This window comes from Chroococcus sp. FPU101 (assembly GCF_017312365.1).
Lineage (GTDB): Bacteria > Cyanobacteriota > Cyanobacteriia > Cyanobacteriales > Microcystaceae > Chroococcus.
Window position 1 is genome coordinate 1 of the sequence record NZ_BLJI01000028.1, and the last position, 23,369, is coordinate 23,369.

Here is a 23,369-nt window from a genome sequence, read left to right on the forward strand (position 1 = left end):
AAGCGTTGTAGACAATCCACCATTTTTGCTATTTTCTGTGATTATCTGTTGTACGGATCTTTTCTTGAATTTCTTCCGCCGTCAGATGCGGTAACACTCGACTGACTCTGGACATTTCTTCTTGATCTTCCTTTTCTTCTTTCTATTTAATTTTACGCTACAATTCGCAACTTAGTATGAGTACGGAAAGCAGGCGTACTACCTTCTTTAGCATTTTCCACATCATCGGCTAAACTGTCGATCGTCTGAGCTACGTTAAGAAGTGACTGTTGAATGTTCAAAGCATTTTTTTGAAACTGGGGATCGGAAGATAATGATTTCTTATTGTAACTCTGCAATTTTTCGGCTAAGTCATCAACAGAATCAGCAAGATTTTCTAGTGAATCCTGTCTATTTTCTAAATCGTCTTCAATTTGTTTGCGAACTGCAATTTGTGGCTCACTGGTGACACGTTCTAATTGTTGTGGCAAATCACTAATGACTTGATTTGTATCTTGCAGAGCTTTTTCAAAAGAAGACTGAGCTTGATTGACAATATTTTGTGCGACTTGAGCAGAAGCATTATCTACAAAAAGCAGTCCCACAAAAAATAGAAGTGATGTCAAAAATATTGTTATCGATTGAATTTTGTTTTTTTTTATCCAATTATTTGTACTTTTCATCACAATTTTTTCTCCTATTTTAAAGCTAGAATTTTACATTAAATTTTAAAAAACTTGCTGTATACAATTCTAGTGTTCAACTTAAATTCTAGCCTAAAATAACATTTAGTTAATTGTCTAAAGTTAATTTAATTGTTATTAACTCTTGTGACATCTACATTTTAGGCTCTCTCATCATTTTTTTTTATCGTCTTAACAACTAAGACTATTTGGTTTTATTAGTGATTTGGTTTTAGAATAAAAATCTATAACCAACAAAACTTTTATGTTTAATTAAAATAGATTGATTTATTGTAATTTAGTGTGACTACACATTAATAATCTCAAAAAGATAATTTTAGACAAATTATATATCAGTTGATTTTGAATAAAAGCAATTGAGAATGTTAATTCATCCCTACATTAATCTTACGACTGGGAATAAGTAAAAAACTTACCAAATGCGCCAACTGTTTTCATTTGTCCCACTCCAGGGACTTCTGTTGTATAGAGACTAACTACACCTAAATTTTGTCTTTCGGTGGCTGTGGTAATCGCTGGTTTAATAAAATTATTTTTGACGGTATTTTTGATCATAACTGGCATACCATCTTTATCACAGTATCCTGTCTTCTCACAAACAAATTGTCCAGATTGATTCATAAATCGCTCGGTAGCGTATTCGGTGTAAGCTTCTTGTTTGGGGTTAGTCGCTGTCATGATCACCCCTAATGTCACTACTGCAATACTACCTTTAACTAAATTGCCTGTCATATTGAGTCATTTTTTGATGATGGCTTTCGTTTTCTATTCTGGCAGACTGATCCAGTTTATGAGAAGAGTGTTAATCGATACTAATTGGATCAACATCGATCGCCATACTAACCGATGCGGGACAACTTTTCTTTAAGTCTTGCAAAGAACCTAATAAACTCTCACTTAAAGCATCAAATTTTAAAAGAATATGCCAACGATAACGACGAGCTACCCTCATAATACTAGCAGGAGCAGGGCCTAAGACTTCTCCCAATGAGCCTAGCCTTTCGATACATTCATCGGCTAATTTTTCAGCAGTTTGTTGTACTTCTACCCCATCCATACCACTAAGACGAATTAAGATTAACTTTCCATAAGGGGGATAGTTTAAGCTTTCTCGTTGCGGTAATTCTATATCTAAAAAACCCTGATAATTATGATGACGGACTGCTTGAATAACGGGATGTTCTGGGGAATAGGTTTGTATAATTACTTTACCTGGGTTTTCTCCTCTTCCCGCACGTCCCGCGACTTGGGCTAAGGTTTGAAAAGCGCGTTCGGCTGCCCGATAATCAGAATGATACAATAACCCATCAGCCGCCACCACTCCCACTAAGGTGATATTAGCAATGTCTAAGCCTTTGGTTAACATTTGTGTGCCGACTAACACATCAGCTTCACCTTTTACGAATTGATTCAAGAGGTTACGGTGTGCGTCTTTCGTTCGTGTTGTATCACTATCAAAGCGTATCCATCGAATATTTGGAAATGATTCGGTTAATTCTTGAGTAACTCGTTGGGTGCCACTGCCAAAAAACTTAAAATAAGGTGAACCACATTCGGGACAATTGCGCGGGTGTAATTGGCTATAGTTGCAATAGTGACATCGTAGTAATTCTGTCGCTCCCTCATGAGTGTAATGATAGGAAAGGGAAACATCACAATCAGGACATTCTACGACATAGCCACAATTTCGACATGATACAAAAGTACTATAGCCACGACGGTTAATAAATAGAATGCCCTGTTTTTGTTGTTCGACTAGCTGATGTAAAGCTATTGATAGAGAACGACTAAATATTGAACGGTTGCCCTGTTGTAGTTCCCGTCTCATATCGACAATTTCGACTGGAGGTAAGGGACGTGCTTGGATACGTTCGGGTAAAGAAAGATAGTAAGTGTGCTTAGTATTTTCTTGAATATTAACCCAACTTTCAAGTGAAGGTGTCGCAGAACCCAAGACAAGAGGACACTGTTCTAATTCGGCTCGCCATTGGGCAACTTGTCGAGCGTGATAGGTTGGAATCAGCTGAGTTTGTTTAAAACTAGAATCATGTTCTTCATCAAGAATAATAATTCCCAGTTTTGGTAAAGGAGCAAAAATCGCCGAACGAGTCCCAATAACGATTTGTGGTTCACCTGTCAGCATTTGTCGCCATGTGTCATAGCGTTCACCGACCGATAAAGCACTATGATAAACACAGACTCGTGAGCCAAATCTAGCACGAAAGCGATCGGTTAGTTGAGGCGTTAAACCAATTTCAGGAACTAATACCAGTGCTGATAATCCTTTTTCGAGTAGAGGTGCGATCGCTTGGATATAGACTTCAGTTTTACCAGATCCTGTGACACCATGCAATAAAATTTGACGATAATTCGTGGTTGCTTGAATTTGATTTAAAGCATCATTTTGAGTCGGTGTTAGTTGTTTCGCGCTATCTTTAAGGGTTTCAGGATGAGAGAGTAGGCGGAGTTTTTCCCGTAATTCAATCACCAAATAACCTTTTTTGGCTAAGGTTTCAATGACTGAAAGACTAATTTTAGAAAGTTGTAGTAACTCATTTTGCCATAATTCCCCCCCACGATGACGCAAAACCTCAATGACTTCGCGCTGTCTGTTGGTTAAATCAGCAGGAAAATTATTAATCACTAGAATAACAGCTTTTTGAAGTTTAGGGCGGGTTGTTCTCGGCGGTTCTAAATAACTTTCCACCCAACCGCGTTTAATTAATTCCTTAATTCCTTTTTGTGCATTTCTAACCTTACTGTAAATATGTTGTGCGCTGTAGTCGCCTTCTTTTTGAGATTTCAGTAAACGTATAATTTCTTGTGCTGCTAAACTACAAAAAATCTCTGCACCTTCTGGAAGAGCAACATACTTAAGACGGATGCGACGTTGTGACTTTCCGAGTAGCTTTGGTGGTAAAGCCATCCGAATTACCGTCATCAAATCTGTATAGTAGTATTTGGCTACACGATTAAGTAAATCCCAGTAAGTTCGGGGAAAAAGACCCGATGTAATAACATCTTCTACCTCTCGAATTCGTGCTTCTGTTAAGTTTTCTGGCAAACTCTTGACAAAACGAATCGCAATGCCACCAACAACTTGTGAGCCGAAAGGAACGCTAACAATGTCTCCTGGTTGAATTGATAAATCTGAGGGGACAGCATAGGTAAAGAGTTTTTCTTCGCCATTTTCTGTATTTGTTGTTCCAGGGCAATCTACTAAAACTTCTAACCAGCGAGTTTGATGAGTTTCGGTCAAATAAGAAACTTTTAATTCTGAGGCGATTAACGTCGAATCGTAAGCGCACATAAAATTCATTAGCAGGTGATTCTCAGTTACTTAATTATAAGGCAATTTGACGATAGTTCCGCTTCACAAATAGTTAACATCAAGAAAAATAATCTACCCATTTTTTAAAACATCGGATACAGTATTAAAAAAACTGCTTTTTGACTTTCATTCATTGTAGTTAAACATACAAAAAATCTGATCAAATTGGTGACATATTAACTTAAGTCATTAAATTTTCATCAAAACACGACTCAAAGTTAAGTCAATTAATTAAGAAAACGTTTAAAAAACTCAAAATAACAAAAATCAATGTGAAAATTTGGCCATCGGGAAAACAGATGAATTTATAGATCCAGTCTCATCAACATAGCTTATGAATAACTTTAAAATACCGCCAACTCAAACCGCCGAACTCCTCATCAACAGCGATGAAAAAATCTCACCCATTGACGAAGAAATTGAACGGCATTTTTTAGAATGGACAGATGAACGAGTTCCCACTGGCTATACAAAAACCACCTCAGACGACACAGTAGGAGCCTTCTTCAAAGAAATGGCACGTTATCCCCTACTCCAACCCTCTGAAGAAGTCGAACTCGCCTACGCCGTCAAATACCTTGCCGATGCCGAATCAAAACGTCTCGAACTAAGCGAACTCTTACAGCGTCAACCGACAAAACTAGAATGGGCTCTCTTCTTAGGTTTAGAAAATGAACGAGTCTTAGAGAACCGTCTGTACAAAGGACGTACCGCCAAACGCAAAATGATTCGTTCTAATCTAAGATTAGTCGTCTCGATCGCCAAACGTTATCTCAATCGTGGCGTACCTTTTTTAGACCTGATCCAAGAAGGAGCGATCGGCTTAAACCGCGCCGCCGAAAAATTCGACCCCAACAAAGGCTATAAATTCTCCACCTATGCCTATTGGTGGATACGTCAAGCGATTACTCGTACCATCGCTAATGACTCGAGAACCATCCGTTTACCGATTCATATCGTCGAAAAACTCAATAAACTCAAAAAAGCCCAACGAGTCCTCAAACAAAAACTCCAACGTAACCCCAACGAACTTGAACTCGCTATTGAACTCGAAGTCACACCCGAACAACTTAGACAACTCTTACAATTACGTCGTCAATCTCTTTCACTCAACCATCGAGTCGGCAAAGGAGAAGACACCGAATTAGTCGATTTACTCGAAGACGAAGAACTGCAACTACCAGAAGAGCAAATGAATGAAGCAATGATGCGCTCTGAAATTGCCGCCGTCTTGAGTGATGTTCTAACTCAACGAGAAAAAGATGTCATTTCATTGCGTTATGGCTTAGTCACTGCTCAACCCTATACCCTCGAAGAAGTTGGCGCGATGTTTAACCTTTCACGAGAAAGAGTCAGACAAATTCAAAGTAAAGCGATGAGAAAACTACGCCGTCCACAGGTAGCACGCCGTCTTAAAGGATGGTTAAGTTAATCAATTGATGGGGGCAGTGGGACTTGAACCCACACGACCTGATAAGGGTCAACGGATTTTAAGTCCGTAGCGTCTACCATTCCGCCACGCCCCCAAGTTTTTTTGAGCCGACGATCTTCTATTGTATCACAAGTCTTTTTTCTAGGCAATAGGCTTGAACTAAAAAATCTTACTATAAAGCCTGCGCCCGCAACCAAGCTACAGGTAGATAGATCATTTTCTTGGGAGTTGGTACATAAGCTCGTGTTGTAAACACATCATAATTGTTGGCTTCAATGACATCTAGAATACCTTGATAAAGCATTAAAGCCGCCCAAACAGGCCAACGCGAATCAGGGCATAAAGATTGTATGCCTTTTTCTGCTGAAATAAAATACTTTCTCGCTCGTTGAATTTGAAACTGCATCAAAGACTGCCAACGCTCATCAATGACCCCTTTGAATAAATCTTCTTCGGTATAGTTAAACAATTCTAAATCCTCTAGAGGTAGATAGATTCGACCCCGTTGGGCATCTTCTCCTACATCTCTTAGGATATTTGTCAATTGATTAGCAATCCCAAGGGCGATCGCTTCTTCTTGCGGAACATAGTACCCTTGTTCCCAAGGTGCTGTTCCCACACGCTGCTCGACACCCAGAACAGGACTCGTCATTAGTCCAACTGTACCAGCCACTCGATAACAGTAGAGATTCAGTTCCTCAAACGTTTCATAGCGACTGCGATAGAGATCCATTCGTTGGCCTGCGATCATATCGCGGAACGGTTGAATATCCATCGGATACCGCTGTAGGGCATCGACTAGGGCAACATCAACATCTTCAATGGGTTCACCCGCAAAAATTGAATCGAGGTGCTGTTCCCACAGATCGAGGGTTTCAGGCGTTGTTAGTCCAGCTTGTGGCCCGTCTACGAGTTCATCTGTACGACGACACCAGACATAGATCGCCCAAATCGCTTGGCGTTTTTCTTTGGGCATCAGGAGTGTACCGAGATAAAAGGTTTTAGAAAACTTCTCGGTAATCTGGCGACAGAGTTCATAGGACTCTTCGAGAGAGGCCAGAGGGGTTGTTGATAGGGGGGGTCTAGGCAATTGCAGCATTCACCACAGGCAGATCACTTGTCTGTATACTTTGCTTAATCGTCATTTAGCATTGTCTCATTCAAGAGGCCAGTAGAGAACTGACCAAAGGTAAGACGATTAGACCATCTGAACGAGAGCAGTTGAGTCAGAATCGCTATTTAAGGGATTCATGGCATCAAGAAGGGAATCTTGAGCAATTACACTCGCCGTTAGTTTACCAGATAAGACGGCCCCTTCCATACTCCCTAAATACTGTTGCATGGTGTAATCCCCTGCAAGATAGAAATTTTTAATTGGAGTTTTTTGATCAGGGCGGCAAGCTTGACGACCGGGAGTCGCTTTGTAAACTGAGCGCGGCGTTTTTACGACATGAGATTTGAGCAATTTAGTCGGGTTATCTCCTGTAAAGTGTTGCGGAAAAAGTTTTTCTAATTCTGCCATAGTGGCTCTTATAATTTCTTCATCCGATTTGCTGATCCAATTCATAGCGGGTGCTAAAACAAGTTCTAGCATCGAGCGATCGGGATTTGCATATTCCTTACAGGTATTACTCATATCAGCATATACGCTGAGGAGTGGAGAACGCGAAAAAAGAAGATGATCAATATCGGTTAATTTGCGATCAAACCATAGATGCAAGTTAATGACTGGAACTCCCTCTAGACCATCCAATTTTTTGAAAAAGTCCATTTCTTTCCAAGGTTGAGGTAATATCACCTTTAACGGATCGACTGGCATCGCAGACACATACAGATCACAGGTAAATACTTCATCGGGTGCGCCATCTAACCCTCTGAGGAGATATCCTCGCACGCTACCGTCATCGTTTAACAAAATTTCTTTTAAAGGGGCATTTAAGCGAACCTCACCCCCACGAGAGGTAATATACTCGACAAGAGGCTCACAAAGTCTTTCGGTCGGAGAACCGTCTAGAAATGCCATTTTAGAGCCGTTTTTTTCTTGGAGGAAACGGTTTAAGGCGGTTAAAAGGATGGTTGAAGAGATTTCGTTGGGATCGATGAAGTTTAATGCTTTAGACATAGCAATAAAAACTTCTTTTTCTACTCTGGGGGGGATGTTTTGTTTCTGCATCCATTCTGACCAAGAGTATTGATCCATTGATTCGACATACTTTTGACCCTTAATCATTGCTGGAATCAGTCCGATACCAAACCTGATTTTTTCTTCCCAAGTCAACATATCATTATTGCCAAGGATCGCAATTACTCCATTAAGCGGAGCAGGAAGATCAGGAAAATCAAAGCGGGAATAGGTTCCAGGCTGATTAGGTTGATTAAAAATCATCGTGTGTTCTTTCCACTGCAAGCGATCTTCAATCTCTAATTCTTTGAATAGCTGTAACATATTGGGATAAGCACCGAAGAAGATGTGCAATCCAGTTTCGTACCAGTCTCCATCTTCATCTTTCCACGCGGCAATCTTACCCCCTAAAACGTCTCGACGCTCTAGGACAATCGGAGTATGTCCCGCATCGACAAGGTATTTTGCACAAGATAAGCCAGCTAAACCAGCACCAGCGATCGCAACTCGCATTTAGATTCTACTCAATAAATGTTTATGTCTAACTTTTAAAATATTATACTTTGCATTTCGTTACATTTTTTAAATCAATGAGGAAATTTGGCTAAAACTTTTAATATTTTCTTTAGATTTTTGCTTTAGACAGCCGATCAGCGATGCGTGTTGTTTCAGGTAAGCGGTACTTGGTGGTACTTTGAACAACATACTGAATCGCAGTTGGTAAACTAATTCGATGCCCTGGTGAAATGTATAGAGGTTTAACTTTATACTTGGTTCTAAGTACGACTCCAATAGTTTCTCCTTGGTCGATTAAAGGTTGTTGTGAGCCTTTTTCTAAGGATACTTCTTCATGAGAACCGACTAAACGAGATTTGGCGACCCCAATCGTCGGACAATCAATTAAGACACCTAAATGACTGGCAATTCCTAAACGTCGCGGATGGGCGATCCCCTGTCCATCACAGAAGATTAAATCTGGAATAATCGTTAATTTTTTTAAAGATTCTAAAATCGCTGGTATTTCCCGAAACGAGAGAAAACCAGGTATATAAGGAAAACAAGTGGGTAAAGTGGCGATCGCTGTTTCTTGTAATTCGAGATCGGGAAACTGAAACACAGCAACCGCCGCCCTTGTCAATGAGTAATTATCCTCAAAAGCAACATCAACCCCCGCCACCCATTGCACCGTTTCAAGTTGATCTCTAACAATAACTTGCGATCGTAACTTTTCTTGAATGGCTTTTGCTTCTTCTAGTGTTTTCGGAAATTGATAATGATTGGGAATTTCCATAAAAAACTGTCCATTTAATAATTTTATTCTCCTTCCGTCATCACTCGTAAACGCACTAACCGTTTACCCCCTTCATCTAATTCAACCTCGATCACTTCACTGGTGAGCGTTTCCAAACACGTTAACATTGAGCGTAAATGAGGATTACTCGCCCCAGTATCAACATATAATCGATCTGAAAGGCTACCCAATCGTTTCCAAGTCGTATAAAGTTTAGCAACCGTTTGTTCTAGTTGAGTCGCTTGTTTAACTAAATCGGCTGCTGTATTTAAACACTCTAATCGTAACGCTTCATCTAAAGCCATTTCAATATCCAGAGTTGCCCGTCTGAGGGTTTGAACTTGAGAAGCTGCATCAAGATATTTAGAAAGACTTTTCGCTTCTGATGTCATCGCTTTAATCGTATCAACATCAGGATTGTTAGAAACTTCTTTTTGAATCGTTTCGATGTGACTATCGGGGAGTTTTTCTAATTCTTTCACCAATGGGGCTAAATGACGAGCGCTTAAAGTTCCCTCTGTCGCTTTTTCCTTGAGGATCTCAGGTAGTAAATCTGAACTCATCGCTGTCCATTCATCAGAAAGTTGTTTCACTTCGCGTCGAGTAATACGATCGCCATTTTGGGCGGCTTCACTTACCAAGCGTTGTACATCAGGAGACGCTTTAGCCGTTTCGACAAAAGCACGTTTACTAAAATTATTGATCGTCGTTGGATCAAGTTGACCTTCTTCTAAAAGAGTATCCGCACTATTGGCTAATTGAATCAAAGCATAGGCTTGACTTTTAGTAATTTCTCGATTTTTGAGCCAATTTAGAAAACCTGTTCCTCTACCATCTCCTCCTTTTTTCTCTCTGTCACGTATTGCCCGCAGAATACGCCCCCGCCAAATATCAGTCTGGAGATCAAAGCGATCGCACACTTTCCAGATCGCGTCTAACTGTTCTTGAAAGTCTATCTCTTCTATCCCTTCATCTTCGGGATCGGGTAAATCAAAACTTATATCGACGGGCGTTTCTAAAGCAGAGATAATATCTTGAGTGGAAGGAGTAACCATAAACAATCATTCATCAACATTATAGGACTACTATTGTACGACTCCTTTGTCTAATTAAATTCTCTAATCTTCCTAAGTATCCTATCATTCAGTATTCCATTGAAATTTGCTCAAATATGCTATACTTTCGGCAAATCATTTAAAGATGATTCTGTTATTTAATTTAACGCTCCCTATATAAATACATTCTAGCTTCTTATGGTTAAACCGATTTTATCTATTGTTACGCCAACACGAGAAGGCTTTTCAGAGCATTGGTTAAAGAAATTATTAGAAGTTAAAGGAGATATTGAATTTATCCTAGTTCATCCACCTAGCATGACTAAATCGATCATTGATGATGCTAGAGTTCAACAGATTAATAGCCCTTTAAGAGGAGAAGTTATTCAACGTATTACTGGACTGATAAATGCTTCGGGGACTTATACATTAAGCTTAAATTGTGATGAATATTTAACACCCGATATTTTAGAAATCGTATTGCAATATTTTAAGCGATTTCCTGATAGCTGGGTGATGAGACTGAGTAGAAAAGAATTTGATTATGGGCGAAAAGCTGAATTAGAAGCTCCTTGGTCAAAAATTAACCCAATTGATGAACTAAAAATCTGTGGTAAGTCTTTAGGGAATCACAAAAGTTATGATCAAAATAAAGATTTATTTGAAATTCCGATCGCACCATTAGAAAATCAATTTGATTGGCGTTGTTTAATTAGAGAAAGAACTGACCATCATGGGCCGCATCTGGAAAATTTTGATAAAAAAGTTTGGCAAACCTCAATGGTACAAGAAAGCTTAAAAGATTTAATGCCAATGTTAAATTTAGGTGGGCCTTTCAAATATGTACCGTTTTGGACATTAGATAGATTACTGGGTTTATATGTCCAAGCAAAATTTTATGAAAAAGACAAAGTAATTGGTTATTTACTCCCACTTCCCGAACAAATTAGACTAGAAGATAATCCACCCGAATATAGAAGAAGTCCCCTTAGATTATATATTTTAGCTGAACTTCTGCTGCTGAAAAAATTTCCTCAGTACGGTTATTTTTGGAATTTAATCATCAATCATATTCGAGACTTTCCTCTCATTGCGGCTAAAGTCATTAAAGAACAAATACCCACCAAACAGCCTCAAATTGAAAAACTCAGTTAATGATCTAAATTGACTACTGAGCAATTTTTCAGTTTTTTAAATTTAGCGTCATCAAAATGGGAAAGATAAAGGTAAAGACCCGTCATCATCTTTACCTTTTTTTCATGACAACTACTCAACCTCAAGCTAAGTCTTGGTTTAGCCAACTTCAACAGCAAATTAAAAACCAGCCTCATCCTCAAACTGAAGAGTCTTTACTATTGCGAATTTTAGTACAAGCGTTGGTCATCGTCGGTATCATTGCCACAGATGTAGCCGCAGACACTCAAATGAGTTTATGGGCAATTCCTTTAAGTATCATCGGGGCCGCTTGGAGTTGGTATCGTAGACGACATCGCAATATTACTGCTAAATTCCTGATTGCTATAGGTATGTTAGCCGTTTTGGGAATGTTTTTAGTCAACTTACTAACCCTTTTTCCAGATACTCGAATTGCTTTAGCCCAACTCCTTACCCAACTCCAAGTTTTACATAGTTTTGACCTACCACGACGCAAAGACTTAGGCTATTCGATGGTCATTGGTTTAATCTTACTCGGTGTTGCTGGAACTGTCTCTCAAACCGTTGCTTTTGCCCCTTGGTTGCTATTATTTTTGTTACTCGCTTTACCTACTTTAGTTTTAGATTATCATTCACGTTTAGGACTCAATACCTTTAAAAAAACCATTCCTTTAACATCAACTCTAAAATACTCTCCTCTTTCACCCTATCGTCTAGGAATTGTTTTCTTATTAATTATGGGTATTGGTTTGGCGATATTTGCAATTATGCCTCGTTTTTCGGGATATCAAATTCAAAGTTTTCCTGTCAGTAGCCCATCAGAATTAAGCCAAAAAAGTTTTGATGAACAAAATCGAACAATTATTAATCCAGGTTATGTTAAAGAAGGTAAAGAAACCAACCCCAATGGGTCTGGTGTAGCAACTAATCAAGCCGTTGGGCTTGGACAAATTGATGAGACTTTCTATTATGGCTTTAATAGTCAAATGAATCAAAATCTTAGGGGTACTATGAAGCCTAAAATCGTGATGCGTGTTCGTTCTCAAGCCCCTGGTTTCTGGAAAGTTTTATCTTTTGATCATTATACGGGTCAAGGTTGGAAAGTTTCACGAGATGAACAATTAATTAATCTCACTCGTTCGGCTTGGTCATATCGCTTTTTTATCGGTTTACCAATGACCAAGGCTAAGACTAAAGAAGTGATTCAAAGTTATACATTAACTTCTACTTTACCTAATTTAATTCCAGCCCTTGCCTCGCCACAATATCTATTTTTTCCAACTAAAGAAATTGCTGTAGATCCAGAAGGAAGTTTAAGATCACCAGGTGCATTAATAGAAGGATTAACATATACTGTTATCTCTCAAGTTCCCTATCGAAATCAAACCCTTTTAAATACTGCACCTCAAAATTATTCGCCATTAATTAAACAATATTACTTACAAATTCCTGCTGAAATTAGCGAGGAAGTAAAACAAAAAGCTGAAGAATTATTAGCAAAATCGCCAAAACCTCTAACGACGAACTACGAAAAATCCTTATATCTCGCTCAAGCTTTAAAACAAAACTATGAAATTATTTCAGATTTACCTTTTTTTGAAAAACAAAATGATTTAGTTAAAGAATTTCTGTTTAAATATCAAGGAGGTTATCCCGATCATTTTTCGACTGTTTTAACCATGATGTTACGTTCTCTGGGTATTCCCTCCCGTCTAACGGTTGGTTTTTCACAGGGTCAATTTAATCCTTTTACGGGGTTTTATGAAGTTAAAAATACGGATGCTTATGCTTTAACTGAAGTTTATTTCCCTAACTATGATTGGTATGCTTTTGATCCGATTCCAGGGCATGATTTAATCCCTCCCTCTTTTGAAGAAGTCGTTCAATTTAGTGTATTAAAACAATTATGGAACTGGGTGGCTAGTTGGCTTCCTTCTCCTATTGTTAGCTTTTTCAATATTTTGTTTAATGAAGTATTAGAAAAAATATTTCAGTTTATTGGCTGGTTATGGAAATTTATTTCTAGCAGTCTGTTAGGTGGAATTATTGGCTTTATTTTAGCGACTTTTTGCGGTTTAATGGGTTGGTTAAGCTGGCTACAACTCAAAAAATTGAGGTTTCAACGTCGGTTAGCCAAATTACCGCCAGTCGAACAACTCTATCAAAAGATGTTAGGATTACTCCAAGAAAAAGGTTACACTAAACATCCCGCACAAACGCCACTCGAATATGTAAAAATCTCTCGTGAATATCATCCAGATATAGTTACGAATATTATTCAAGATATCTCTCAAGCTTATGTCAGTTGGCGATATGGCGAAATCTATCCAAATTTAGATGATTTACGAAAACAGTTTAAAATATTGGTAAAGCTACTAAATCCTTTAAAGGTTAAATGACTGAAAATATTCTAGTTTTAGAACAGGCTGCCAACGCTTTTTTATATCAATCTACTGATCAACCGACTCCCAACACAATTGTAGACGCTTTATTAGATGAAGAAAAAACCGCTAAAAAAAATAAAAATTCAGTTACTCTAAAACAGTTAGAGGGTTCTTGGCGATTGTTTTTTGTTACAGGTACGAAAAAAACACGCGATCGTGCTGGAATTATCTTAGGCTCAGGAAAGTATATACCAAAATGGGTCAAAATTTATCTTTTATATTCTCAAAATCATAATAATGAAATAGGAACAATTGGTAATTCAGTTTCTTTAGGTACTTTAAAGTTATTATTAAATGGCCCGATGAAAATTTTACCGAATAAAAATATCGTTGTTTTTGATTTTACTCGTTTAACGATACAAGTTTTGGGACAAAAAATCTTTTCAGGTTATGTACGCGGTGATCAAAAAAATGAAGATAATTTTACTCAAGCTTCGATTCAAAAACAAGCTTTTTTCTCATACTTCGCCATTTCTGATAAAATAATAGCAGCTAGAGGTAAAGGCGGCGGTTTAGCAATTTGGGCAAAAGAGGAACAATAATGGGATATTCAATTGATATTAACACCGAAAATTTTACAACAGAAGTTATTGAGAAATCATATAAAAAACTCGTTATTGCTGATTTTTATGCAACTTGGTGCGGCCCCTGTCAATTACTAAAACCGACGCTAGAAAAATTAGTCAAAGAGTATGATTTTATTTTAGCTAAAATTGATATCGATCAAAATCCTGATTTAGCAAATCAATTTGGTGTAGAAGGTGTACCAGATGTTAAAATTTTTAATCAAGGAGCAATTTCAGACGGTTTTGTTGGTGCTTTATCTGAAACACAATTAAGAGCGTTTTTTGAGCAATTAAACTTAAAATCGGAGTTAGATTTAGAGTTAGCAAAAGTTCAAGAATTAATGGCACAGCAAAACTATCAGCAAGTAAAACTGATCTTTGATCAACTTTTTAAACAGTATCCAAATGAGCTTAAATTAGTCATTGAAGCAGCAGATTTTTTGATAAAAGTCAAGCAAATAGAAGCTGCTAAAGGAATGTTAAAAACCATTCGAGAAGATCATAAAAAATATTATGCGAAAGCACAAGCCCTTCAAACACTCATTGGTTTTAATAATCCTTCTGAATCGACTGAAAATCCACTAGATGAAGTTTTTGCTCAAGCGTCTGAATTCTTTTTATCAAATCAACCAGAACAAGCGTTACAATTATTTTTAAGTATCGTTCAACAAAATCGTAAATATCGCAATGATGCCGCTCGAAAAGCGATGATTGCTGTTTTTAACTTACTTGGTATGGAACATCCTTTAACCAAAAAATATCAGCGCGAATTAATGATGACTTTGTATTAACTTTAATACTAATGAGCAAACATCTTTTTAGAAGTTTACTAACCTTAATTTTTTGTGCGAGTACGATTAGCCTAACACTAATAACTCAACCGAGTCAGGCGCAAAATCAAACAGAAGAACTTGGAAAACTCGTAGATTTAGCGAATCAACAGTCACAGCAAGGAAACTCATCACAAGCTCTTGAAACTTGGCAAAAAGTTTCAAAAATGGCACAAGAACAAGGAAATAAACAAAACTTAGCTTTAGCCTTGTTTTCGCTTGGTAAAATTTACGATGATGTCAGTCAGCCGAAACAAGCGATACAATACTATGAAAAAGCTTTACCTGTTTTTGCAGAAATTAATGATCCTCTAGGACAAGCTAAAACCTTTAACAATCTTGGATTAGCACATACCAAAATCGGACAATCTAAAAAAGCTCTCGATTATTATAAACAAGCTTTGCTCACCTATAGAAGAGTCGGTGAACGCATCGGAGAAGCTGGAGTTTTACTCAATACTGGGTTAGCTTATAATAATTTAGGACAATTACAGCAAGCTTTAGACAATTATAATCAGGCTTTAGCAATCGTTAAAGAACTTGGCGATCGCCCAAAAGAAGCCATCACGCTCTATAATCTTGGAGGGATCTACGCTAACTTAAAACAATCACAACAAGCTATAGAAACCTACAATCAAGCTTTAGCGATTTTTAAAGAAACTGGAGATCAAACCACTGAAGCAATGACGCTGAACAATATCGGATTCGTCTACTATACTCTAGAAAAATCGAAACAAGCTTTAGACTACTACAATCAAGCCTTATTAATTGCCAAAAAAATCCGTAATGGACTCATCGAAAGACGAATTCAGGATAATATCGAGCAAGCACAAAAAACACCTAACCATTGATTCACAACACAGAATTTGCTCATGATTAGACCTGCCACCCCCGATGACAAGAAAGCTCTCATGGCGATCGCATCAGTGATCGGTTTGTTTAGTCAACAAGAGCTTGAGGAACTCGGCGCAATGTTGGCCGAATACTTTGATGACCACCTCGGCAGTGATCATTTCTGGATCACCTATGAGGATAGTCAGCCAGTGGGGGTCGCCTATTACGCGCCAGAGCCTTTTACCTATGGGACATGGAATTTATACTTTATTGCCGTTCATCCCGACCGTCAGGGAGAAGGACTCGGTGGGAAACTGCTACACTATGTCGAACAAATGTTAACGGCACGGGGCGAACGCATATTATTAGTAGAAACGTCTGGACGGCCAAGCTTTGAGCGAACGCGAGCTTTCTACCGTAAGAACGGATACGACGAGGAAGCCCGAATCCGCGAATTTTACAAAGCAGGCGATGATAAAATTATCTTTCGCAAGGCACTGGTTGCTGTAGCGCAACAAGCCGAATTGGAGAAAAGCTAGAATACTTACGAACTAGTGAAAGATAGTTAATGTAATCTGAGGTCGAGATAAGCTCAAACCCTAATTCTTTAGTCTTTCGCCATGAAAAAATTATCTTAACCCGAACTGACGTTTACTACAACTCTCGATCTAAACGATTAACCTGTTGTACTCCTTCGCTATTGTGATAATCTAAATACAGTTGACGTGCTGTATTTAAAGCTAATTTTGCTTCTTTTTTTAGTCCTCTTCTTTGATAAGATAAAGCTAAACCATAGTAAGCATCTGGATTATTGGGAATCGTTTTTAATAACTCTTGATAAATAACAGTCGCGCCTAAATAATCTTTTTTAATTAATAAGATTCGTCCGATTCCTGCTTGAGCTTCAATTGATTTTGGATTCAAATAAATCGCTCTACGGTATGCAGTTAAAGCATCTTCATATAAATTCTGTTTTTCTAAAATAATTCCAGTTTTGACAAAAATTTTATAATGATTAGGGGCGATTCTTTCAGCTTGTTTTAATAAATCTAAGGCTTGAGTGACTTCACCTTGATAGAATTTAGTACTCGCTAACTGTAATCTTAATTCAGTGCTATCAGGAAAACTATTAATCACCTTTTCTAAAAAAACGATCGCATCATTAAATCGTTGTTGTTCAATCAAAGCTTTTCCCATGATTTCATAGGCTTCTTGATTATTTGGATCTAATGCAATCATCGAGTAATAAACTTCCTCAGCTTTAGCATAATTTTGTTGACGCAGTAAAATTACACCTAACCCGATATAGTGTTGTATATTCTCCGGTTCAAGATCAATTGCATAATAATAAGCAGTAGCAGCATCATTATATTTACCTGCATTAGCGAAACTATAACCCAACGCATAGTAAAAGTCTGGATTTTCTGGATCAATCGATAAAGCCTTTTGATAAGCTTGAGAAGCGGCAAGAAAATTACCTTGTAAAGTGTATAAATAACCAATTCCAGAGTAAATTTTGGCGTTTTCGTCATCCAGTGTCGCTGTTTGCTCATAAAGTGCGATCGCATTTTGATAATCTCCCGCTTCAATATAACCTTGTGCCAATTCCAACAAATCATTAATCTGTTGGTGTAGGTCTTGAGGAATTGATAAAGGAGGATCATCAGGAAAATTTTCAAGCGACTGAGCAAAAGCAAAGGGAACTTTAGCCATGCTTAAATCAGTCATGATGAAAAATAGTATGAGGAAAAAGCGTCCCATGAGTGGATAGTATGACGGTTTTTTCCTCCATCTTAGCTTTATTTACTAAGATTATTTTGTGCTTCTGATGCCACTTGTTCCATCTGATCTTGGGCTAACTGATTTAAAGTAGCGATCGCTTGTTCACCCCCTAAATGTCCTAGTGCTTGGGCTAAACGATAGCGAATTTGCCAATCTTCATCATCAACTAAAGGAATTAAAAGCGCGACCGCATTTTGATCGCCTAACTCACCAAATGCACTGACAGCAGCCGTTTTAACTAAACTATTATCTGAACCTAAAGCCTTTTGTAATAGCCCAAATGCTCTAGGCTCCCCCATTTCACCGAGAGCCGAAATTATACTTAACTGAATCAGCCAATCAGATGTACTATCATACACCTGTTCTAAATCATCAAAAGCACTAACGAGCTTTAACCCACCAATCGCATCAGCAGCAGCAGCCCTAACATCAGATTCAGAGTCATTAAAAAGGCGATCGCGTAACAGGTTTAAAGCCGTATCTAAATCTACATTTCCCAACGGATCTAACTGACTGACAGCCGCATAACGTATCCTGGCATTTTCATCCGTCACAAGGGGTTGAATCATGGGAAAAGCTATCTGGGGATCGATGTTACGCAGTTGATTAATTCCCGTAATACGTTCGCCATAGTTTTCGGAATTGATTAACTGCTGAATGGACTCTGGTGAATAACTCATTGTGTTCTGTCTGATGCTTAAAAAATGTCTATTTTCCTACCGTCAAAAAAACCCTAGCTGTTGAACTAGGGTTTAAGTAGTACCTACATTTTACCTTTGCGGTAGACTCCAATCAAATCTTTAAATGACCTGTTGATTAATGCGATCGCTATTTCTGTATTGATGAGGGACTTCTACATCTTGCTGGCTATTTTTTTTTACCATTAAACAGCGTCCAAAAGTTTTTCCCATCTTTAGCATTGTCTTTTTTACCCTGACCCCCTTGCATGGCAATATTGGGATTAAGTGTTTGCTCAAGTTCTTTTTTACTTTCAATGACGATGGGATCTTTGGGGTTTGCTTTCACTGCTTGATTGATGTGTACTCGTGCCATTGAGGTTTGATTTTGTCTTAAATAAGCCAGTCCTAGTAAAGCATGACAGGTACTATCATTGGGTTCTAACTTGAGAGCATCACGAATTTCTAAAATCACTTGTCCATAATTTTCGGCTTTTAGACAGTCTTGAGCGCGACGGATATAAGAAGTAATCCCCGATTCAAAATTAGGCACTTGATCAGAACTAACCGTAGCCGTTTGCTCGGTGGTAGCCATTGCTTTTTCACCGATATAAGTTTGTGTCTTCCGAGTAGTTTGCCCTTCAGCGATCATCAAATAGACCATATTAAGCTCGCTAATCTGAGCAATTTTAGCATAAACTCCATCGAGGTTTAAATATTGATCAATAGCTAAGGATTGCAGGAGTTTTCGATAAGCAGCTTCAACATTACTGTTAGTTTGTAAGAGTTTTTGTGCAGGTTCACTTGTTAAGGTTGTATTAGAAATGTTTTGAGCAACACCTTTACCAATTTGAGCAAGGACTAAGCTAAATTCGGTGCGTGATTGTTCACGAGATAAATGTTCATAAGCAGGATTGACTAATTTTGAAAATAATTGCCCTGCTTGCTCTTTTTCGGCATGACTTTTAGCCCGACACGTATCAGGATGAAGACGGTAGGCAATTTTTAGATAGCGTTGACGAATTTCCTTAAAATCTGTCTTAAGGGGAACGCCTAAAATTGCATAATGGTCGATTAAATCAAATTGAAATAGTCCCTGTTGAATCGGAAAAGCCATAGGATATTGCCCTGATTGCGATAAACCCTCTGCCACTCAATAAATTTGCTGATTTTCTAATATTTTAGTATTAATTACTGATTATTCAAACTTAATCGGCCATTTTGAGACTTCTTGCAAAGCTTGACTCAAACTCGAATGAAGATAACCGTTAGTGGCTAAAATACGTCCAGATCTTAAATCAATTGGACTGCCATCATAAGCTGTAACTTTTCCTCCTGCTTCTTGAACAATGACAATACCCGCAACAACATCCCAAGGGCGTATTCCCCTTTCCCAGTAGCCATCTAAACGCCCACAGGCAACATCTACAAGATCTAAAGATGCCGAACCACTGCGACGAACTCCTTGAGTTAGATGAGTCAGATAGCAAAATTCAGCATAGTTATTGTCGGGAGTTTCTCGACGATCGTATGCAAATCCGCTAACTAATAGACTTTGACTGAGTTGTTGAGTTTGGGAGACTCGAATCGGACGACGGTTTAAGGTAGCTCTTGATCCTGAAACTGCCCGAAATAATTCGTTTCTAAAGGGATTATAGATGACTCCGACTTGGGGAATATTATCAATCAGTAATCCGATGGAAACGGCAGCAACAGGATAAGCATGAGCATAGTTAGTCGTTCCGTCTAAAGGATCGATCGCCCACAGATAATGTTGATCGGTTGTTACTATTGTTCCCGATTCTTCGGCCAAAATTGCATGATTGGGTACATGACGACGTAAAATTTTAAGAATTTCTTGTTCGGCTAGATAATCAACTTCTGTTACTAAGTCTCCAGAACGACCTTTTTCTGTAATTTTGTTTACCTGTCCCCAATTGCTCAAGATAATTGCTCCTGCTGCGGTTGCGGCTTCTGTGGCAATATCTAAGTAGCGTTCTAATTCGTCTGATGTTTTGAGCATTTAATCTTCATCCAAAGGTAAACCAAAACGAACTTTTCCACGAGCAAAAAAGCGACCAAATTGAAGTTCATATACTTCATCTTCGTCTTGAGTTTCTACCTCTAAGTCGGAACAAGCATAACTAACACACAATAGCGCGTAGCCCTTGTCTTGTAACTCTGGTGAGAGTCCTAGTGCTTCGGGTTGATTAATTTCCCCATTTAAGACTCTGACAGCACAGGTTGTACAGGCTCCATTACGGCAGGAAAAAGGCAGATCATATCCCAGATTTTCAATACTGTGTAGGATATATTTGTCGTCAGGCACAGGAATCGTGTATTCTTCATTAGTGCGACGGTTATGGATCTTGATTTGATAAAACTGGCTCATGAGAAAAAAAGAAAGATTATTTTCAATTATCGCAAGTTTATTGTATAATGAATGATCGTGACCCTACCAGGAGAGATGGCCGAGCGGTTGAAGGCGCAGCACTGGAAATGCTGTTTAGGGGTAACTTTAACGAGGGTTCGAATCCCTCTCTCTCCGTACTCTAGAATAATACGGTTAACCGCAAAATAGTTACTTTGATGTTATTCTTTGTCGCTACTATTTTGACGATTGGGATAGGCTTGAGGACGCACGGAAATTAATTTTTTTTCCCCTTTGCGTTTAACTTCCATCTCTAAAGTTTTTCCGATTTCACTTTTTTCGACTTGTTCTTGAACATCATTAGCGGTTTTTACAGCTGCTCCACCAACGGTTATAATTAGATCACCTGCTTGTAAACCTGCTTGTTTAGCTGGAGAATTGGGAACGACTCGAATAATAATAACGCCTTCGGAGTCATCAATTTTGAAGCCAAAATCTTTGTTCTCATTAATCTGTTTTTGTAATTCTTCAGATAAAGTGACCATGTGTATTCCTAGATAAGGATGCTCAACTTTTCCTTTAGCAAATAGTTGTTCTGCGACTCTTTGAGCGGTTTCTATGGGAATAGCAAACCCTAAACCTTGTGCATCGGCACGAATGGCGGTATTAACACCAATGACTTCACCTTTAGCATTTAACAACGGCCCACCAGAATTACCAGGGTTAATTGCTGCATCGGTTTGGATAAATTTAACACGCTTTTCGGGGACACCCACTTCACTACTACTGCGACCTAATGCACTGATAATCCCCACTGTTACGGTATTATCTAATCCTAATGGGTTTCCAATTGCGATCGCCCATTCCCCTGGATTTAAAGTTTCAGCCCGTCCTAATGCAACAATGGGTAATTGTTCAGCTTGAATTTTTACTACAGCAACATCGGTCATGCGATCAATTCCGACGACTTTTCCTGTATAAATTCGCCCATTTTTTAGAGTGACTTTAACTTGATTTGCACCATCAACAACATGAGCATTGGTTAAGAGTCTTCCGTCAGAAGATAGAATAAAACCCGAACCCGTTCCCCGTTCTAAATGTTCTTTAGGGATGGGAAGTTCTTCACCAAAAAAACGACGGAAAAAGGGTTGTTCTAGTGCGTCTGGTAAATTATCTGACACTTCACGGTCAGCATCAATTCTAACCACTGCGGGGCCAACTTTCTGTACCGCTTTGGCAATAAAATTAAGATCATCTTGAGACGAATATGAGGGTAAAGCAAAGGGTTTGATCGTTGCTGGAACAATTAGAGGGTTTTCATCGGTCTGTGTAGCAGTTGGTTCTTCATTAAGATATCGATTTGAGAGCAGTCCTGCACTGGCACCAATGGCTAGTAACCCAGAGTAAATGACTAATTGTTTTAATGATAACCCCATAAGTTTCTAGCCCTAATATTGAGATGATGGTTGCTTGTTAGTCATAAAAGATCTAGAAAAGCTTTATGACAAGCTCTATGAAGGTAGCGTCTTTTCTCTACATTCTATTCTCTCACAGTTTTTTTGAACAGACAGCGATGAAACCTTATCAGAAAATACCGATTCAAGATTGTGGAGAACCACTTATTGCTATTCCTGAGAATTATTTTTTGGTTTGCTCTCCCCATGTTTATCAATCATTAGGTGCTTCTTACAAAGAAAAGTCCCCTTATTATCTTCGTCAGGGCGTTCTTAAAGCGTTATTAAAAGCACAAACCGAGCTAGAAAAACAGTATCCAAGATGGCGTATTCTGATTTTTGATGCTTATCGTCCCGTTGCTGTGCAACAGTTTATGGTTGATTACACGTTTAAAAGTGTTCTAAAACAGCAGGGATTAACGGTAGAACAGCTTACAAGCGAACAAGAAACAGCCATTTGGTCTGAGGTGTATAAAATTTGGGCAATACCAAGCTATGATTTAGCGACTCCTCCTCCCCATAGTACTGGTGCGGCTATTGATTTGACATTAGTCGATGCTGAAGGAAATATAGTCGATATGGGTGGGGAAATCGATGAATTGTCAGAACGTTCTCATCCTAATTATTATCAACAAGCAACTTCAAAACAAGAACAAAAGTACCAACAAAATCGAGAGTTATTGTACGATGTGATGAGAAAAGCAGGTTTTCACCGACATCAGGGGGAATGGTGGCATTTTTCTCTAGGTGATCAAATGTGGGTATGGTTAGAAATGTTAGAACATCCCGAAAAGTCTTTAGTTGCTCGTTATGGTCGAGTTATTAAATAGTTTTGAACGTTTTTCTTTTAGATGATTGATATTGATTCAATTACGTGAAATGAATTGACTTCAACTGAATAACACAATAGAGAATCATCAATTGAAATACCAGCCATCTCATAATTAATTGGTTGAATTTTGTCTTGACTTTGCGGTAATACTGGGGCTAATAATAAATCACCGTCAATTTTTTCATCAAAATCATCAGCTAACGCTTGATAGGTTTGTAAACGAGCGACCCAATTAGCAAAATTTTGAAATAAAATCGGTGTATCTACTTTTAAAACACTTTCTTTAATCGTCTGAGCAAGTAGGGAAACATCATCCATTAATGAAGAGAAAGAATGAGGCTCAACAGCAAGTTTGCTCAATGGGTTTAAACCCTGTTCGACTACAGCAGAAAAAGCCGTTAAAAGTATATGATTTTCTAGAATTGGATTTAGGGTTGCATCTAACATAATGTCTTCCCTCCTTTCTTGCTAATACTAAGCTTAGAAAAGAATCGAGAAGAACCAGAGAAG

Annotated in this window: 22 protein-coding genes and 2 tRNA genes; 9 read left to right on the plus strand and 15 right to left on the minus strand. The window is 38.3% G+C overall.

The window, feature by feature from the left end; translation table 11 throughout:
- Positions 1-152 precede the first annotated feature (152 nt).
- The 3 genes from CFPU101_RS18830 to priA all read right to left on the minus strand — a co-directional run bounded on the left by CFPU101_RS18830 (position 153) and on the right by priA (position 3,993).
- Positions 153-605, minus strand: coding sequence for a hypothetical protein (locus tag CFPU101_RS18830; protein WP_206816874.1), 453 nt, complete (start codon positions 603-605; stop codon positions 153-155).
- A gap of 465 nt (positions 606-1,070) precedes the next feature.
- Positions 1,071-1,415, minus strand: coding sequence for a DUF4359 domain-containing protein (locus tag CFPU101_RS18835; RefSeq protein ID WP_206816875.1), 345 nt, complete (start codon positions 1,413-1,415; stop codon positions 1,071-1,073).
- A gap of 70 nt (positions 1,416-1,485) precedes the next feature.
- On the minus strand, positions 1,486-3,993 hold the full coding sequence (priA, locus tag CFPU101_RS18840; RefSeq protein ID WP_206816876.1) for a primosomal protein N': 2,508 nt from the start codon (positions 3,991-3,993) through the stop codon (positions 1,486-1,488).
- A 355-nt stretch (positions 3,994-4,348) separates the two neighbouring features.
- On the opposite strand from priA, the gene CFPU101_RS18845 reads away from it, so the two are divergent.
- Positions 4,349-5,446 (plus strand): RNA polymerase sigma factor, RpoD/SigA family, encoded by a 1,098-nt coding sequence (locus tag CFPU101_RS18845; RefSeq protein WP_206816877.1) that lies wholly within the window; start codon positions 4,349-4,351, stop codon positions 5,444-5,446.
- 8 nt (positions 5,447-5,454) lie between these two features.
- On the opposite strand, the gene CFPU101_RS18850 is transcribed toward CFPU101_RS18845, so the two are convergent.
- From CFPU101_RS18850 to CFPU101_RS18870, 5 genes are all read right to left on the minus strand, one after another.
- Positions 5,455-5,540: transfer RNA gene (locus CFPU101_RS18850), tRNA-Leu, on the minus strand.
- Positions 5,541-5,618: 78 nt separating this feature from the next.
- On the minus strand, positions 5,619-6,545 hold the full coding sequence (gene crtB, locus CFPU101_RS18855) for a 15-cis-phytoene synthase CrtB (RefSeq protein WP_206816878.1): 927 nt from the start codon (positions 6,543-6,545) through the stop codon (positions 5,619-5,621).
- 99 nt (positions 6,546-6,644) lie between these two features.
- The gene (gene pds, locus CFPU101_RS18860; RefSeq protein WP_206816879.1) at positions 6,645-8,081 is read right to left on the minus strand and encodes a 15-cis-phytoene desaturase; all 1,437 of its coding nucleotides are present in this window, start codon (positions 8,079-8,081) and stop codon (positions 6,645-6,647) included.
- A gap of 112 nt (positions 8,082-8,193) precedes the next feature.
- Positions 8,194-8,859 carry a deoxyribonuclease V gene (gene nfi / locus CFPU101_RS18865; protein WP_206816880.1) on the minus strand — a complete coding sequence of 222 codons (666 nt, stop codon included), beginning with the start codon at positions 8,857-8,859 and terminating at the stop codon, positions 8,194-8,196.
- A 23-nt stretch (positions 8,860-8,882) separates the two neighbouring features.
- Positions 8,883-9,914 carry a hypothetical protein gene (locus tag CFPU101_RS18870; protein WP_206816881.1) on the minus strand — a complete coding sequence of 344 codons (1,032 nt, stop codon included), beginning with the start codon at positions 9,912-9,914 and terminating at the stop codon, positions 8,883-8,885.
- Between the two features lie 198 nt (positions 9,915-10,112).
- Here CFPU101_RS18870 and CFPU101_RS18875 point away from each other — a divergent pair, with 198 nt between their 5' ends.
- The 6 genes from CFPU101_RS18875 to CFPU101_RS18900 all read left to right on the plus strand — a co-directional run bounded on the left by CFPU101_RS18875 (position 10,113) and on the right by CFPU101_RS18900 (position 16,282).
- Positions 10,113-11,069: a transposase gene (locus tag CFPU101_RS18875; protein WP_206816882.1), complete on the plus strand. Its 957-nt coding sequence runs from the start codon at positions 10,113-10,115 to the stop codon at positions 11,067-11,069.
- Between the two features lie 104 nt (positions 11,070-11,173).
- Positions 11,174-13,468, plus strand: coding sequence for a DUF3488 and DUF4129 domain-containing transglutaminase family protein (locus CFPU101_RS18880; protein WP_206816883.1), 2,295 nt, complete (start codon positions 11,174-11,176; stop codon positions 13,466-13,468).
- Positions 13,465-14,055: a hypothetical protein gene (locus CFPU101_RS18885; RefSeq protein WP_206816884.1), complete on the plus strand. Its 591-nt coding sequence runs from the start codon at positions 13,465-13,467 to the stop codon at positions 14,053-14,055. The genes CFPU101_RS18880 and CFPU101_RS18885 overlap by 4 nt, the downstream gene beginning before the upstream one ends.
- Complete coding sequence (locus CFPU101_RS18890; RefSeq protein ID WP_206816885.1) at positions 14,055-14,870, plus strand: tetratricopeptide repeat protein; 816 nt, start codon at positions 14,055-14,057, stop codon at positions 14,868-14,870. Before CFPU101_RS18885 ends, CFPU101_RS18890 begins: the two co-directional genes overlap by 1 nt.
- 11 nt (positions 14,871-14,881) lie before the next feature.
- Positions 14,882-15,760, plus strand: a complete 879-nt coding sequence (locus CFPU101_RS18895) for a tetratricopeptide repeat protein (RefSeq protein ID WP_206816886.1) — start codon at positions 14,882-14,884, stop codon at positions 15,758-15,760.
- Between the two features lie 21 nt (positions 15,761-15,781).
- Positions 15,782-16,282: a GNAT family N-acetyltransferase gene (locus CFPU101_RS18900; protein ID WP_206816887.1), complete on the plus strand. Its 501-nt coding sequence runs from the start codon at positions 15,782-15,784 to the stop codon at positions 16,280-16,282.
- A 115-nt stretch (positions 16,283-16,397) separates the two neighbouring features.
- Here the strand turns inward: CFPU101_RS18900 and CFPU101_RS18905 are convergent, their stop codons facing one another.
- The 5 genes from CFPU101_RS18905 to CFPU101_RS18925 form a co-directional block, all read right to left on the minus strand.
- A complete protein-coding gene (locus CFPU101_RS18905) occupies positions 16,398-17,471 on the minus strand; it encodes a lipopolysaccharide assembly protein LapB (protein ID WP_206816888.1) in 1,074 nt (357 codons plus the stop codon).
- Between the two features lie 71 nt (positions 17,472-17,542).
- On the minus strand, positions 17,543-18,205 hold the full coding sequence (nblB, locus tag CFPU101_RS18910) for a phycobilisome degradation protein NblB (RefSeq protein ID WP_206816889.1): 663 nt from the start codon (positions 18,203-18,205) through the stop codon (positions 17,543-17,545).
- A gap of 187 nt (positions 18,206-18,392) precedes the next feature.
- Entirely contained in the window at positions 18,393-19,319 is a 927-nt protein-coding gene (locus CFPU101_RS18915; protein WP_206816890.1) for a J domain-containing protein, read from the minus strand.
- Positions 19,320-19,400: 81 nt separating this feature from the next.
- Positions 19,401-20,225 (minus strand): inositol monophosphatase family protein, encoded by an 825-nt coding sequence (locus tag CFPU101_RS18920; RefSeq protein WP_206816891.1) that lies wholly within the window; start codon positions 20,223-20,225, stop codon positions 19,401-19,403.
- Complete coding sequence (locus CFPU101_RS18925) at positions 20,226-20,594, minus strand: 2Fe-2S iron-sulfur cluster-binding protein (protein WP_206816892.1); 369 nt, start codon at positions 20,592-20,594, stop codon at positions 20,226-20,228.
- 69 nt (positions 20,595-20,663) lie between these two features.
- Here CFPU101_RS18925 and CFPU101_RS18930 point away from each other — a divergent pair.
- Positions 20,664-20,750, plus strand: a tRNA-Ser gene (locus CFPU101_RS18930).
- Positions 20,751-20,794: 44 nt separating this feature from the next.
- Here the strand turns inward: CFPU101_RS18930 and CFPU101_RS18935 are convergent.
- Positions 20,795-22,009, minus strand: a complete 1,215-nt coding sequence (locus CFPU101_RS18935) for an HhoA/HhoB/HtrA family serine endopeptidase (protein WP_206816893.1) — start codon at positions 22,007-22,009, stop codon at positions 20,795-20,797.
- A gap of 137 nt (positions 22,010-22,146) precedes the next feature.
- Between CFPU101_RS18935 and CFPU101_RS18940 the strand changes: the two genes are divergently transcribed.
- A complete protein-coding gene (locus CFPU101_RS18940) occupies positions 22,147-22,857 on the plus strand; it encodes a M15 family metallopeptidase (RefSeq protein ID WP_206816928.1) in 711 nt (236 codons plus the stop codon).
- Positions 22,858-22,874: 17 nt separating this feature from the next.
- On the opposite strand, the gene CFPU101_RS18945 is transcribed toward CFPU101_RS18940, so the two are convergent.
- Positions 22,875-23,306 (minus strand): hypothetical protein, encoded by a 432-nt coding sequence (locus tag CFPU101_RS18945; protein ID WP_206816894.1) that lies wholly within the window; start codon positions 23,304-23,306, stop codon positions 22,875-22,877.
- Between the last annotated feature and the right edge of the window lie 63 nt (positions 23,307-23,369).

Excerpts from the sequence above, each read along its gene's own strand:
- priA (WP_206816876.1), bottom strand. The coding sequence starts at position 3,993 with ATGTGCGCTTACGATTCGACGTTAATCGCCTCAGAATTAAAAGTTTCT.
- CFPU101_RS18880 (WP_206816883.1), top strand. The coding sequence starts at position 11,174 with ATGACAACTACTCAACCTCAAGCTAAGTCTTGGTTTAGCCAACTTCAA.
- CFPU101_RS18885 (WP_206816884.1), top strand. The coding sequence starts at position 13,465 with ATGACTGAAAATATTCTAGTTTTAGAACAGGCTGCCAACGCTTTTTTA.
- CFPU101_RS18920 (WP_206816891.1), bottom strand. The coding sequence starts at position 20,225 with ATGCTCAAAACATCAGACGAATTAGAACGCTACTTAGATATTGCCACA.
- CFPU101_RS18935 (WP_206816893.1), bottom strand. The coding sequence starts at position 22,009 with ATGGGGTTATCATTAAAACAATTAGTCATTTACTCTGGGTTACTAGCC.
- CFPU101_RS18870 (WP_206816881.1), bottom strand. The coding sequence starts at position 9,914 with ATGGTTACTCCTTCCACTCAAGATATTATCTCTGCTTTAGAAACGCCC.
- nblB (WP_206816889.1), bottom strand. The coding sequence starts at position 18,205 with ATGAGTTATTCACCAGAGTCCATTCAGCAGTTAATCAATTCCGAAAAC.
- CFPU101_RS18900 (WP_206816887.1), top strand. The coding sequence starts at position 15,782 with ATGATTAGACCTGCCACCCCCGATGACAAGAAAGCTCTCATGGCGATC.
- CFPU101_RS18925 (WP_206816892.1), bottom strand. The coding sequence starts at position 20,594 with ATGAGCCAGTTTTATCAAATCAAGATCCATAACCGTCGCACTAATGAA.
- CFPU101_RS18895 (WP_206816886.1), top strand. The coding sequence starts at position 14,882 with ATGAGCAAACATCTTTTTAGAAGTTTACTAACCTTAATTTTTTGTGCG.
- CFPU101_RS18835 (WP_206816875.1), bottom strand. The coding sequence starts at position 1,415 with ATGACAGGCAATTTAGTTAAAGGTAGTATTGCAGTAGTGACATTAGGG.
- CFPU101_RS18915 (WP_206816890.1), bottom strand. The coding sequence starts at position 19,319 with ATGGCTTTTCCGATTCAACAGGGACTATTTCAATTTGATTTAATCGAC.
- CFPU101_RS18940 (WP_206816928.1), top strand. The coding sequence starts at position 22,147 with ATGAAACCTTATCAGAAAATACCGATTCAAGATTGTGGAGAACCACTT.
- CFPU101_RS18890 (WP_206816885.1), top strand. The coding sequence starts at position 14,055 with ATGGGATATTCAATTGATATTAACACCGAAAATTTTACAACAGAAGTT.
- CFPU101_RS18845 (WP_206816877.1), top strand. The coding sequence starts at position 4,349 with ATGAATAACTTTAAAATACCGCCAACTCAAACCGCCGAACTCCTCATC.
- CFPU101_RS18945 (WP_206816894.1), bottom strand. The coding sequence starts at position 23,306 with ATGTTAGATGCAACCCTAAATCCAATTCTAGAAAATCATATACTTTTA.
- nfi (WP_206816880.1), bottom strand. The coding sequence starts at position 8,859 with ATGGAAATTCCCAATCATTATCAATTTCCGAAAACACTAGAAGAAGCA.
- crtB (WP_206816878.1), bottom strand. The coding sequence starts at position 6,545 with ATGCTGCAATTGCCTAGACCCCCCCTATCAACAACCCCTCTGGCCTCT.
- CFPU101_RS18875 (WP_206816882.1), top strand. The coding sequence starts at position 10,113 with ATGGTTAAACCGATTTTATCTATTGTTACGCCAACACGAGAAGGCTTT.
- CFPU101_RS18905 (WP_206816888.1), bottom strand. The coding sequence starts at position 17,471 with ATGACTGATTTAAGCATGGCTAAAGTTCCCTTTGCTTTTGCTCAGTCG.
- pds (WP_206816879.1), bottom strand. The coding sequence starts at position 8,081 with ATGCGAGTTGCGATCGCTGGTGCTGGTTTAGCTGGCTTATCTTGTGCA.